General features: G+C 49.5%; 9 protein-coding genes. 2 read left to right on the top strand and 7 right to left on the bottom strand.

Annotation, left to right across the window (positions count from 1 at the left end):
• Positions 1 to 39 precede the first annotated feature (39 nt).
• Both DSZ37_RS02825 and DSZ37_RS02820 read left to right on the top strand, forming a co-directional pair.
• Positions 40 to 861 (top strand): TrmH family RNA methyltransferase, encoded by an 822-nt coding sequence (locus DSZ37_RS02825; protein WP_109725457.1) that lies wholly within the window; start codon positions 40 to 42, stop codon positions 859 to 861.
• A gap of 132 nt (positions 862 to 993) precedes the next feature.
• Positions 994 to 3,738, top strand: a complete 2,745-nt coding sequence (locus DSZ37_RS02820; protein ID WP_109725456.1) for a DUF6055 domain-containing protein — start codon at positions 994 to 996, stop codon at positions 3,736 to 3,738.
• 390 nt (positions 3,739 to 4,128) lie between these two features.
• Here DSZ37_RS02820 and DSZ37_RS02815 read toward each other — a convergent pair whose 3' ends face one another.
• From DSZ37_RS02815 to DSZ37_RS02785, 7 genes are all read right to left on the bottom strand, one after another.
• Positions 4,129 to 5,619 (bottom strand): sensor histidine kinase, encoded by a 1,491-nt coding sequence (locus tag DSZ37_RS02815; RefSeq protein WP_181380213.1) that lies wholly within the window; start codon positions 5,617 to 5,619, stop codon positions 4,129 to 4,131.
• A gap of 229 nt (positions 5,620 to 5,848) precedes the next feature.
• Positions 5,849 to 6,523: a response regulator transcription factor gene (locus DSZ37_RS02810; protein WP_109725454.1), complete on the bottom strand. Its 675-nt coding sequence runs from the start codon at positions 6,521 to 6,523 to the stop codon at positions 5,849 to 5,851.
• 882 nt (positions 6,524 to 7,405) lie between these two features.
• On the bottom strand, positions 7,406 to 8,332 hold the full coding sequence (locus DSZ37_RS02805) for a SufB/SufD family protein (protein WP_109725453.1): 927 nt from the start codon (positions 8,330 to 8,332) through the stop codon (positions 7,406 to 7,408).
• Between the two features lie 12 nt (positions 8,333 to 8,344).
• Entirely contained in the window at positions 8,345 to 9,073 is a 729-nt protein-coding gene (locus DSZ37_RS02800) for an ABC transporter ATP-binding protein (RefSeq protein ID WP_109725452.1), read from the bottom strand.
• A 234-nt stretch (positions 9,074 to 9,307) separates the two neighbouring features.
• Positions 9,308 to 10,189 (bottom strand): DegV family protein, encoded by an 882-nt coding sequence (locus DSZ37_RS02795; RefSeq protein ID WP_109725451.1) that lies wholly within the window; start codon positions 10,187 to 10,189, stop codon positions 9,308 to 9,310.
• 572 nt (positions 10,190 to 10,761) lie between these two features.
• Positions 10,762 to 11,826, bottom strand: coding sequence for an alpha/beta hydrolase (locus DSZ37_RS02790; protein ID WP_109725450.1), 1,065 nt, complete (start codon positions 11,824 to 11,826; stop codon positions 10,762 to 10,764).
• Positions 11,823 to 12,785, bottom strand: coding sequence for a reverse transcriptase family protein (locus DSZ37_RS02785; RefSeq protein ID WP_109725449.1), 963 nt, complete (start codon positions 12,783 to 12,785; stop codon positions 11,823 to 11,825). The genes DSZ37_RS02790 and DSZ37_RS02785 overlap by 4 nt, the downstream gene beginning before the upstream one ends.
• Positions 12,786 to 13,268: the final 483 nt, after the last annotated feature.

Genomic DNA, 13,268 nt, shown 5'->3' with positions numbered 1-13,268 from the left:
GATCTCAGCCGACGATATATATTCAAGAAAGGAAAAGATATGTACGAAGTAATCGAGATAAATGACATTTCGGCGGAGGAGCTCCGCCCCTATACCGACACCTCCGAGACCGCCCTGCTCCGCTGGAAAGGCACTGACAACGGTATTTTCATAGCCGAGAGCCCCAAGGTCATAAATACTGCCTTAGAGTCGGGGTATACCCCGATTTCCATGCTCGTGGAGCGTAAATATATAAGTAAACAGACGGAATTGCTCCAACGCTGTGGAGATATCCCTGTATTCACCGCCGACAAGCAGCTCCTGACAGAGCTGACAGGCTACAAACTCACACAGGGCGCCCTATGTGCTATGCGCCGCCGACCCGTACCGCCGCCCGAGGCCATCCTCAGCGGTGCCGAGCGCATAGCTGTTCTGGAGGATATCACCAACCAGACCAACATCGGCGCCATTTTCCGCTCCGCAGCCGCCCTCGGTTTTGACGCCGTGGCACTTACCCCCTCATGCAGCGATCCTCTCTTCCGCCGCTCTGTCCGTGTCAGCATGGGCACTGTCTTTCAGCTCCCGTGGACATATATGCGCTCCGGCTCCCCCGACTATGTCAGCCATCTCAGGGAGCTGGGCTTCGTTACGGCTGCAATGGCTCTGCGTAAGGACACCGTCAGTATCCGTGACCCAAGGCTGACCTCCGCAGAAAAGCTGGCGGTCATTCTCGGCACCGAAGGAGACGGTCTCAAGGACTCCACCATAGACGCCTGCGACCATACTATAAAAATACCCATGGCTCATGGTGTGGACTCGTTAAATGTGGCTGCGGCAAGTGCTGTCGCATTCTGGCAATTGACCAAATATTGCGACAATTAACAATTTAGAAAAATTTTCGGCACAAATTATCCAAAAAAGTATTGAATTTCTCGAAAATATATGGTATAATCATTGTGACAATATACCGAGCGGAGAATTTACGTCAGTTTTTACAAAAAAGGAGGAATTCATATGCTAATCAAACGCTTGCTGGCTGCCACCGCAGCCGCAGCCATGGCATTCACTTCCCTCAGAATGCCAAGTTTCTTCGCAGCCGCGGACGATGAACAAGAGGAATATCTCTGCCGCGACCTGAGCGATCTCACAGGCGACCAACACTACATCGACACCTACAACACCGTAACCTCGGAACACTTCCAGATCATATGGGGTGACGACGACCAGACAGGAATCATCAACGACGAATTCCTGCAGGTCAATCTTGATGCCCTCGAACAATACAGAGAATTATTCACCACCGAACTCTGCATGAAAGACTCCTCTCAATCTATCTTTGAACCTGACGGACAAAAATACAAAACAAACGTGTTTCTCACTCAGACAGGCCTCCCCGATTTTGAAACAGGCTGGGCTTACACAAGCTATGAGCCCTTTTCGGGATTTGCCTACATATTCATATCACCTGCCGCTATGGTCCAGCTCGACGGCACCAACTGCGGTTCACTCGCCCACGAGTACGGCCACGTTCTCACCTACCATCAGAAGGCGTGGAGCAATCAGAACATCACCGACCCGTGGTGGGAGACTGTGGCAAACTGGTTCAAGGAGCAGTACTTCAGTACCCTTGAAACTCCTACCACCCATTTCTTCCTGCCCTATCTCAGGAATATGAACCTGACTATCCCTCACGGCAGAAACAACTACGATTCGTGGATCTTCCTTCAGTACCTCACAGAAAATCCCGACGGCTATGATGCTTTCGGCAAGGATTTCGTAATGAGGATGCAGAGTGAAGCCCTCCCCGACGAGTATCCCTTTGACACTATCCAGCGTCTCTCGGGCTGCGATATGAAATCGGTCATCGGCAACTTCGCCAAGAGAATGGCTGCCCTCGATTTCGAGCACAGAGACCTCTATGAGCAGAGCCTTGATATCGCTCTTACAGACCCGTTCGTATGGCAGCTCATATACACCCAGCCCATCCCCTCTCCCGACAATCCGGGAAGCTATATAGTCCCTGCCGAGAAGGCTCCCATGCAGACAGGCATGAACGTTATCCCACTCAATACGGGCAGCGGCTCGGTAACAGTTTCCCTCAAGGGCATCTCCGATGCTGAGGGTGCCGACTGGAGAGCCTGTATCGTCGCCGTGGAAGACGACGGCTCTGTATATTACTCACCCCTATTCGGTCAGGAGACCATGACCCTGTACCTCTACGGTCACGAAAAGGCGCTGTACCTCACAGTTGCCGCAACTCCCGACAGGATAATCCCCAACAATGCCTACCTCAAGGCTGAGCAGGGAGACGAGTACTCCTACACAGGCGCAGATTACAAGCGCCGCTATCCATACGAGATAACGATCTACGGAACAACTCCAATGGAACGCAGCATCACCGAAGGCGTTGAGGGTCATCCCCACTCCTACGGCGGCGGATTTGTAGCCGATACTGCCTATGTTGAAGACACAGTATACGTCGAAAAGGGCGCAATGGTCCTCGGCAACTCACAGGTGACCGATAACGCTGTCATAACAGGCAATGCGATCGTTAACAACGCCATCGTCTCCGACAACGCAAGAATAACAGACGGTGCCTGCGTACACGGATACTGGTGGGCTCAGCCAACTGTCAGCGGCAATGCAAAGGTCGGCGAAAGAGCGGTAGTCACCGCAGGAGCTTCTGTCTCAGGCAACGCCCGTATCATGGGAAATGCATACCTTCTTGACAACTACTCGGCAACGGACGACGCCACCATAAAGGGCACCGCTTACTGCTACGGCGACGGTGTCGCTTCTGGGCAGGCTATCCTTGACGGAGAATTCTACAATAACTGCAACATATCACAGGGTACAGCCTTCGGCTGGCTCGAAACAGACGCCTATAACTCATCCCTGCCCTACACGGACGGTCTCTTTGCAGGCTATGAGTTTTCCAACAGCAGCAACATCTTCGCGTATGATACCTACGGCGCAACAAACGGTATTATGAGAAATGCTCCACTCTGGGAGGAGGAGCGCACCAGCGCAGGCGGAGTCATCACATTCAACGGCGCAGATCAGTACATCATCTGCGACAGGACTCTCGTTGACTATAAGGATATGGAGATATCCACCGCAGTTCTCTGGCGAGGCGGCGATACCGAGCAGAGGATATTCGAGTTCGGCGACAATGAGATACTGAGCCTTACACCTTCAAACTACAAAGGCAAGGCAGAACTCAGAGTCGGCGGCACCATAGTCACCGCAGACACCGAGCTCCCTGTGGGAGAATGGGCGGTCATCCGCGTGATAATCTGCGGAAACGTGGCAAAGCTAATGATAAACGGCAGACTTGCAGGTCAGTCCATGATATATACTCTCCCCGAGGACACCATTAGCAGGACCAGTCACTACTATATCGCAAGAGGCGGTGAAGGCGGCTTCTTCAACGGCTCAATGGACTACTTCCGGGTATACTTCAAGGAATCCGAGGAGCCTGCATACTACTACACCCAGAATGAGGCAATAGAGGAGGATATCCTCTACGGTGACGCAAACTGCGACGGCATAGTCGATACCAAGGACTTCGACCTTATCGTTAATGCTATCATCATGCCGACGTCCTACGGCGTAAACGGCACCTCAGACCTGAGAATAACCTTCCAGGGCATACGCAATGCGGACGTTTATGACAGGGGCAACGGTATCACCACCAATGACGCACTTGCAATAAGAAGATATCTCAACGGAACAACAAAGTCTCTCCCCGAGTGCTGATACAAAAACAAAAGGCTGCAAGACATAAGGGCGGTACTCTTATAGAAGTTTTACAAGTGATATTGAGGAAAACCCTTTTGAAAAAGGGTTCTTCCTCAAACTCCTTTCCTAAAACTTTCAGCATTAAATTTAGCCCCGTCAGGGCGCTCTCAGTTTTATTACTGATTTTCACATCTTGTGTGGAGCGCCCTGTCGGGGCTAAATTCAGTTATAAAGTCTTTGGAAAAAGGGGGCTTGGGGGTGACTCCCCACAGTGTGGGGAGCTGTCACGCAGTGACAGAGGGGACCGCCTCCGTCAGAGGAAGAACCTTTCCTCAGAAAGGTTTTTTCCCCCAATAATTACATATGAACTTCCATATAAGTACTACTCTTATACCTTGCAGCCTTTCTTTATCTGAATATTATCTCTGCCGTGAATCGCTTGTCCTTACAGCTTACTTTCAGCCCGAAGCCGTTGCGCTCCGCAGCCGCGGAAGCTATAGCAAGTCCGAGACCGCTGCTGCTCTTGTCGCTGCGAGCCTTGTCCCCCTTGACAAAGGGCATGGTAAGGTCTTTCGTGTCCACATTCTCCGCCACATCATTGACCACAGCCAGCCGCTTTTTGTCGGCTGTTATTTTTATTGTGCCGTCGTCACGGGTGTACTTCACCGCGTTGGAGATAAGGTTCTCCGCAGCGGAGGTGAGAGTGTCCTCGTCGGCAGTTATCTCACCGCCGCCCGTTACGGTAAGCTCTATGCCCCGCTCCTCCAGAGCCGCTTTGTATTTCTCTGCCAGCTTCTCCGCAAGAGCCTTTATATCAACTTTCACTTTGTTCAGTTCCTTTGTCTGCTCGGTCTCGCTGAGACGGAGAGTTTTCGCGATGATACTGTCCGTATACGCCACGTTGTCCATAATGGAGGCAAGGTAGCGGAGCTCCTTCTCGCCGCCGCCCTCTTTGCGCATCTCAATGAGGTTCTCGGCATAGCCGCCTATGACCGCAAGAGGCGTTTTCAGGTCGTGGGCAAGATTGTTGGTCAGTGCGCGCTGGTAGTCCTCAAAGGCGTACTGAGCCTTGTTCTTCACGTTCTTGCGCCATGCGTAGAGCAGTGCTATAAGTGTTGCCAGTGCCGCAAAGCAAAGCACCCACTTCCAGAACAGCTTAACAATCTGAGGTTCTTTTGTATTTACAGCCATGCTTACATGCAAGGTATATTCCTTTCCACCAATTATGACGTTTTTATTTCCGTCACAAATGTAGATATCATCGTTATAATGATATCCGCCTACAGCCGATTCGTCTCTTCTGAACAAATGATCCTTGATGAATTCTTTTTCGCCCAATTCTCCCTGAAAGCCAAAAATCGCATATATGGGATAATCCGATTTAATTCCCTGATTTACTTCGATCAGTTCATAATCATCATCGTCAATGGTAATACTGATTTTCTTCGACATAACTTTTTTTTCATCTTTTATGTCATATATATTGTCAATTGAATATACAGTCATGTATCCCTCATGCGGAATGAAAGTACGCTTCTTCTTATTCACATACGCACTGGTCATACTCATCTCGACCCAGTTCTTCTTGTCATTTACAAGTATGTAATTATTATAGGTCTTGTACAGCTCAGTGACCTCAGGTATTTTTATCCAATCGTTTTCGCATACATAAAAGCCGTTATCTTTATCTTCCTTGCCGAAAGAAAACATCGACATCAGTCTCTGTTGATTTGACGCCACAACATTGTTATCCTCATCGATTATCTCTGCAACACAGTGACAATCAGGAGAATAGAGTGGTGTGATCTGGATATTCTGTCCGTTATGAGTCCCGAGAGGATCGTCTATTACAATATCATAATAAGTATACAGCGCCAAACAATTACTGAGCTCCTGCATACAGAGTTCTCCTTTATACTGCTTCTGAGTCCTCATAACGTACCCTTGTATATTGGATATATTATCTCTCAGCTGTACCGAACACTGTTCTCTTATGGTATTATCAAGATAATTGCTTACAAAAATCCCGAAACAAATGGACAGTACCGCAGAAACGCACAGAGCTTTAAGCAGTATTATCAGGAACTTCTCACGTTTTTTTCTGTATTTTTTTTTTTTTTCATTTTGCTCACTCCTTTGTCAGCTTATACCCCCGTCCCACAAGTGTCTTTATCTGGCTGCCTGCACTGCCGAGGGCTTTTCTCAGCTTTTTTATATGATTGTCCACCACTCTGTCGCTGCCGAAATAATCATAGCCCCAGACCCTGTCCAGCAGGGTATCGCGGCTCACCGCCCAGTTCTCATGCTCCAGCAGATAGCGGAGTATGGCGAATTCCTTGGGCGGCAGCTCCACCTCATTCCCGCAGGCAAAGCAGCGGAGTGTCCTTGTGTCAAGACTGATACCGCCGCAGGTCAGCAGCTTTTTCTCCTCCGCGCCCCCTGCCCTGCGCACCAATGCCTCGCACTTGCTGTAAAGCACCGACAGCAGAAAGGGCTTGACGATATAGTCGTCGCAGCCAAGGTCGTAGCCGCTGAGGATGTCCTCCTCCCTGCCCCTCGCGGTGATGAATATGACGGGGATATCGCTCCTCATGCGGAGCTGTCTGCACAGGGTAAAGCCGTCCGTATCGGGCAGCATTATATCCAGCAGCACCAGCTGAAAGTCCCCGATGCCGCCGCGGATAAGGTCGAAGGCTTCACCGCCGTCATTGATCGAGGTCACCGCAGTTCCCTTTGTCTCAAAATAATTGCGTATCATCTCGCAGATCTCGGTATCGTCTTCTATAAGCAGTATTTTTTCCATAAGATGCGCGCTCCTTACTTCTATCTGTATTATAAAGCCGTGATGTGTCCTTTTTATATCCTTTTGCAGTCTTTTCCGTGCCCTTTTCACATACATTATATATGCAACTGACCATATTGTCAAATCGGGCGGCAGCTTTCGCAGGATAAAGAGCAATAAACGACTAAAAAGGTGTGTTTATCGGCAATTTTTGTCTTGTAATCGGCATGGGATTATTATATAATAAGGTCAGAAAGCAATGAGGCTGTCTGGTTTTCCATGAATGTTACAGGACATTTTTCACTCCTCAGACAGCCGAAGCGGCGCATATACGGAGCCGCATATCACACAGGCTCCGCAGCTACGACCGCAGTTACAGCACTGCTTTCTTCTTAAAACTCGCTTGACCCCCACCTCTCTGAATAATAGATAAGAAAGGCCCCCTTATGACCGAGGGGTCTTTCTTATTTCAGCTTTTTTCGTTGGTCGAACTGTTATGATAAATCATAATTTAGCGCATACGCGAAAAATTGGAAATGTAGGGGACGGCGTCCTCGACGTCCCACGAAATTTGTATTGTAGGGGCGGATATCATCCGCCGTTAAGGGACGCCCTCACTTGCAGGGCGTCCCCTCTCAAAAAACAGTCCACCGGACTGTTTTTTGATTCACCCCTTGCGGAGCGCTTTGTTTTATTTCGTCGCCTTAAAAGCTGAAAGCGACGACCAGAGGCGCTGCCTCTGGACTCTGCCAAAGGAACACAGTCCCTTTGGAATCCCTTACAGGCGTTCAGCAAAGTTATTACGCTAAATTCCGATTCAGCTTTGTGACACACAGTGACAAAACTAAACTGACTAAGCACTAACAACTAAAAAACCCCGAAGCAAAAGCTTCGGGGGTTTTATCATTTAAGAAATCCGTTGATTATCTGTTCCTCGGCTTCCGCTTCGGTAAGACCCAGCGTCATGAGCTTGATGAGCTGCTCGCCTGCTATCTTGCCGATGGCTGCCTCGTGAACCAATGCCGCATCGATATTGTTTGCCTCCAGTGATGGCACCGCAAGGATACGGCCGTTGTCCATGATGATGGAGTCACACTCCGTATGACCGCTGCAGGCTGCGCTTCCCACAACGCAGAGGTCAAGCTTCTGGTAGGAATCATCACGGGCTACCGAACGGGAAACTACGTCTGCGCTGGAGCCGTCGCCGTTGAGGTCCACCTTATAGATACTGTATGCCTGCTGCTGACCGTGGGTCATGAGCCTTTCATGTACGACCAGCTTCGCATCAGCCTTCAGGTCAGCGATAGTCGATCTCTTTGTGGAGTCAACGCCCTTTATCTGCACCATTTCCATCTCCATGGTGCTGCCCTCGTCCATGTGTACCTCTGTGACAGGGTTGAGGATACGCTTGCCGCTGCCGTCGCCTGAGCCGTAGTGCTTCTCAACGTAGCGTACTCTTGAGTTCTTTCCGATGTAGAAACGGTGGATACCGTCGTGCTCGGAGTCCTGAGCGCCGCAGTTGTCGATACCGCAGCCTGCTACGATTAGCACATCGCAGTCCTCACCGATGTAGAAGTCATTGTAGACGTCCTCCTTGAGACCGCTCTGGCTGAGAACTACGGGGATATGCACACTCTCGTTTTTTGTGCCTGCCTTTATTCGTATATCTATGCCGCTGACATCGGTCTTTGACTGTATATCGATATTCGCGGTAGTATTTCTGCTTATGGATTCGCCGTTTGCGCGGAGGTTATAGGCTCCCTCGGGTATATTGTGGAGGTCGGCTACCTCCTTGAAAAGTCTTTTCTGAACTGCGTCCATCTCAACCATAGTGCCGCCTCCTTACGCCATTTTATGGCAGATATTAACTGCGCTTTCCGTGCCTGTGATCTCGGGGAGTATCTCGTCCCTGCTGCCCTTCTTGGCGATCCTGCCGTCGGCAATGACAATGATCTCGTCGGCGATATTGATGATACGCTCCTGATGGGAGATGACCACAATGGACCTGCCCTTGCACTCGCTGCGCATTTTCTCGAATATACGGATAAGATTGTTGAAGCTCCACAGGTCGATACCTGCCTCAGGCTCGTCAAAAATTGCCAGCTTCACGTTCCTTGCCAGTACAGTAGCTATCTCGATACGCTTCAGCTCACCGCCCGAGAGCGATGCATTTATCTCACGGTCGATGTAGTCCTTGGCGCAGAGTCCTACCTCAGAGAGGTATTCGCAGGCTTCCGACACTGACAGGTTCTTGCCTGCGGCTATTCTGAGAAGGTCCACAACAGTCATGCCCTTGAAACGGACAGGCTGCTGGAACGCAAAACCGATACCCATTTTAGCGCGCTCGGTGATATTCTTGTCGGTGATATCCTCGCCGTCAAAAATAAAGCTTCCTGCGGTATTCTTCTCGATACCTGCGATGAGCTTGGCAAGGGTGGACTTTCCGCCGCCGTTGGGTCCTGTTATGACAATGAATTTATCGTCCTCAACGGTGAGGCTGATATCGCGGATTATCTCGACATTTTTTCCGTCGCTCTCCGCGCTGAATGATATATTCTTTAATTCAAGCATTATTGATCCCCTTTCGTGTGATCCATAGCTGTCTGACATTGTTATTACATTATCAATTATAACACGTTGTCCTCGCAAAATCAACAATGTTATCCTGTTGTTGCACATAAGAAACTTCTATCAAAGCCACAAAAGGCTGTATATAGGCAAACTACGGTTATCAAACACTAACAAATATGCTCGATATAAACAAAAATGAGCGGTATTGCCGCTCATGATTATCTGTATTCTTATTCATTCACAGACAAGTGGTCTCTCGGTGATACCCACCGCAACGCCCTGAGTGTTTGTGCCGATATGGCTGGCAATGGAACAGGCAAGGGGACGATATGTCACCTTGTATCCCGGGAACTCGTTCTTCACCTTCTCCACCCACTGTCTTGCAGTTTCGGGGGACTCCATAGTGCCTGCCGCGCCAATGCTGAGGTGCTCCTTGGCGATACCTGCGTACTTTCCGCTGAGGTCCTTGTGGACAGCCTCGAACATCTTCTGCTCAGCAGCCGCCATACCTCTTGCCTTGGCATAGGCATCAAGCTTGCCGCCCTGAATCTTCAGGATAGGCTTGAGATTGAGCACTGTTGCGATAGCCGCACCCGCGGAGGTTATGCGTCCTGTCTTGGTTATGCGCTTGAGGCTGTGAAGTGTGATATATATATCGTTATCGTATGCGCTCTTTTCAAGGGCAGCTCTTATCTCCTCGGCGTTTTTACCGTTTTCAGCCATGAACTTCGCATCGTAAACGGAGTCCAGCAGGGTTATGGAGATACGGTGATTATCGATAACAACAACCTTTCCGTCATAATCCATCGCCAGAGCCTTTGCTGTATTGCATGAGCCGCTGAGACCGCTGGACATGGGGATATACACCAGCTCGTCATAGCCGTCTGCGAATATCTTCTCCCACATTTCTGTCAGTGCCCCGGGTGAGGGCTGTGACGAAACAATGTCCTTGTTCTCGTTAAGTGCCTTGTAGATATCGTCATTTGTGAGTGTAAGCTCCTCCATGTAGTCTTTTCCGTCGATGACCACAGGCATAGGCAACACATATATGCCGTTGCTGCTTCCTTCCGTCAGTGTAATACCGCTGTTGGTATCGGTCATTACCGCAGTTTTCATTAATATTCCTCGTTTCAAATCAGCTTTCCGACTGCTCCCCCAAAAGGAGCATTTCTCCCAAATGTGATTATACCATTATACAGTTTTTTTGTCAATAGACAGCCGTGAACTTACCCTGACCGATATAAAACGGATATACATAAGAAGTTTTGCCCCCGAACGTTTTTCAGCGCTCAGGGGCATTTGTTTATCCGGGGAAATCATAATTTAGCGCGTAGTCGCTAAGTTGATAGTTGAAAGTTGAGAGTTGAGAGTTAATGTGTTCGCTTCGCTCACATTATTTAAATATTGTCGCCGCAGGCGACTCCACAACTTTCAACTCTAAACTCTCAACTCTAAACTCAAATCATAATTTAGCTCCGCAAAATTATGATTTGAGTCGTTAGCCCATAGCCATTAGCCGTTAGCCTGATGTAGGGGCGGCGTTCCACCGCCCGATAATAAAGCGGCGAAGCCGCTTCCTAATGGCTAAAAGCTAAAGGCTAAGGGCTTCGGAATTTAACACCTTCGGTGTTAAATTCCGATTTGGTTCATTATAGTCCCGGTGATTTTTTCGGTTCATGATGCTTTTTTCAGTTTGCTGCCTTTCCGAAGAAGCTGTCAATGAGCTCCACCAGCTCGGGATTGAAACCGTTATACAGCTCCTTGTCAATGGACTCATAAAAGCGGATAAGCTCCTCCTCGGGAACTTTGTTGTTGTATTTCTCGTTTATCTCGTCCTGAAGCGGAATCAGTATCATCTTCTTGTACTCCGTGTACTCGGGAGTGTTGAAGTATGAGTTGTGACCGTTGCGGTCCTCCTCGGAGAAAACCTTGTACTCCACATTGGAATTGGTTATCTCGTCCTTGTGAGAGATTATGGAAGCTCCGTCATAGGCGATGACATCGTCATTGTCGCCATGGATAACGAGAACAGGTATGCCCGACTTGTTTATGCCGTCAACTGCCGAAAGTGAGGCGTTCTTTCCGAAGGTCGCCTTGTTGTACGCCCACACAAAGGGATAGATGAGCTTTGACTTGCCGCCGAACATTCCGTCGCAGGTCTCGGCAAGCTCCTCAAAGGGCGTATTATAGCCGGACATGGTAACACAGCCCTTGATATCGTGGTCGAAGTTCAGCACCGCCGCCGCTGCATAGCCTCCCCAGCTGTGTCCGAGGACAAATGTGTCGAGACTGTTCAGACGGGAGTCTCCCTCCGCAAAGGTAAGAGCGCTGTCAAGATCAAGTGCGGACTGTGCCAGACCTACCGTACCCTCGCCCTCGCTGTAGCCGCTGCCCGTACAGTCATAGGCAAACACGCGCCAGCCCCTGTCAACCAGACGGGTTATAAGTCCGAGGTAAAACTCATGACCGCTGCCGATTCCGTGGGCGAAAACTATGAGTCCCCTGTCATTGCCGGCGCCGTAGATAAAGCCCTTGAGTGTGTTGTCCCCCGACTTGAAGCTGACTTCCTGACGGGGGTATTCAGGCTCATAGTGGTCGTAGAACCATGTGGCAGTGAACCTCCTGTCGGGGTACTCTCCCCTGCCGAAGTTCTTGTCCATTTCCTTTTTTGTTATGACAAATCCTGTGATACAGCCTGCGATGAGCAGCAGCACCAGTATTGCTGCGGATATTTTAATCACTTTTTTCTTCATTTGTCCCCCTCTGATTCCCTTAGTTTTTTTATCTGTACAAACCATTCCCTCAGCTTTTCATCCTCGGGTCGCTGCTGAAGCTGATAGGCGAGCCTGCCCATAAGTCCGTTTATGTAGCGGAGCGGAGCATCGCTGCTGCCGCGCTGTGAAAGGTGTTCTCTGACGCCGTATTTCAGACAGTAATAGACCTCCTGACGCAGCTCACGCCGCTTTTCTCTGGGAAGATCGGCTTTTTCGTTGACCACAAGTCCCGTAACGGTCTGGCGCTGTGAGCTGCCTGCAAAGACGGTCTTTTCCCTGTTGAGGGTAAAGCCCATAGCATAGAGCGTTCTTCCGACCTTACCCACAAGGCGGCTGCCCAGCAGGTCATCACGGCTGCCCGAAAATGTCATATCGTCACAGTAACGGGAATAGGTGATATTTCTCTCCGCGCACCACGCGCCTATGTGCTCATCGAAATGCTTCATGACAAGATTGGCGATATACGGCGATGTTGGAGCGCCCTGCGGCAGGACTCCTCTGTGTACGCAGAGATGTGTCAGCAGAGAGGTCGCCCTCGGACTGAGTCTGAACTGCTTCATCACCATGTACACCGCGTCATCGTTGATACTGTCGAAAAAACCCGATATATCAAGCTTTATTATGAATTCCTTTCCCGTGTGGAGAAGTGCGTTGTCACGCACCGAGGTCCCCTTTCTGTACGCCGTCGCGTACTCCGATACGGGCAGCTTGCTGAGACAGCGGTCAAGTATGCGGCGCTGCACCAGCTTCAGAAAGCCGTTGGGAACGGTCAGGACGCGCTTTTTCTTCGTCCTTCCCGTATATATCACAGACTGATGATAGTTTGAGTAACTGCCGCCGCGCTTTTGCCGCGGCACACGGTCGCTGCTGAGCATATAGAGCTTCCTCACAGGCACTCCCAGCACCTCGGAGATAAGCATAACATCAACGTCTGTCATCAGTCATCACCTCTTTTACAGCAGCAGGCTGCGGCACAAAACATTCATATGTTTCGGAGACGAATCTTATTATTAACGGAGTTAATTGGAATTCGTCGGAGAAACTTGTGATAAAGTCCGTGGTTTTAAATGATTTCCGCGGCGACTCGCCGCAGTCGCACATCATGCGTTACGCTGCCGCAGCCCGTCTGCTTTTTGTATAACTCATGTCAGCTCAACAACTAAAAATCGGCTTTATATAGCTATATAAAGCCATTTTTAGTTGTCAAAGCGCAAGAAAAAATGATAAATGATATTGTTTTTTTTCTTGCGCTTTGTTTTGCCCTTCAGGGCAAAATGAGCTTGACATCAATTAATGTGACGCGCAAATTCCCCATATTAACAGGAATTTGCGCTTCCCGAACAAAGTTCGGGACAATAACCGCCTGACGGCGGTTATTGAGAATACATTAATTATAGCACTTTGCGTAGAGTATTGCAAGA

It is taken from the genome of Ruminococcus flavefaciens, from assembly GCF_900116855.1.
Taxonomy (GTDB): Bacteria; Bacillota; Clostridia; order Oscillospirales; family Ruminococcaceae; genus Ruminococcus; species Ruminococcus flavefaciens_R.
The sequence above is the reverse complement of the archived record's forward strand: the minus strand, read 5'-3'. Positions and strand labels throughout refer to the sequence as shown.

What these genes read in the sequence shown, in the direction of transcription:
- DSZ37_RS02825 (WP_109725457.1), top strand. Translation starts at nt 40, where the DNA reads ATGTACGAAGTAATCGAGATAAATGACATTTCGGCGGAGGAGCTCCGC.
- DSZ37_RS02820 (WP_109725456.1), top strand. Translation starts at nt 994, where the DNA reads ATGCTAATCAAACGCTTGCTGGCTGCCACCGCAGCCGCAGCCATGGCA.
- DSZ37_RS02815 (WP_181380213.1), bottom strand. Translation starts at nt 5,619, where the DNA reads ATGCAGGAGCTCAGTAATTGTTTGGCGCTGTATACTTATTATGATATT.
- DSZ37_RS02810 (WP_109725454.1), bottom strand. Translation starts at nt 6,523, where the DNA reads ATGGAAAAAATACTGCTTATAGAAGACGATACCGAGATCTGCGAGATG.
- DSZ37_RS02805 (WP_109725453.1), bottom strand. Translation starts at nt 8,332, where the DNA reads ATGGTTGAGATGGACGCAGTTCAGAAAAGACTTTTCAAGGAGGTAGCC.
- DSZ37_RS02800 (WP_109725452.1), bottom strand. Translation starts at nt 9,073, where the DNA reads ATGCTTGAATTAAAGAATATATCATTCAGCGCGGAGAGCGACGGAAAA.
- DSZ37_RS02795 (WP_109725451.1), bottom strand. Translation starts at nt 10,189, where the DNA reads ATGAAAACTGCGGTAATGACCGATACCAACAGCGGTATTACACTGACG.
- DSZ37_RS02790 (WP_109725450.1), bottom strand. Translation starts at nt 11,826, where the DNA reads ATGAAGAAAAAAGTGATTAAAATATCCGCAGCAATACTGGTGCTGCTG.
- DSZ37_RS02785 (WP_109725449.1), bottom strand. Translation starts at nt 12,785, where the DNA reads ATGACAGACGTTGATGTTATGCTTATCTCCGAGGTGCTGGGAGTGCCT.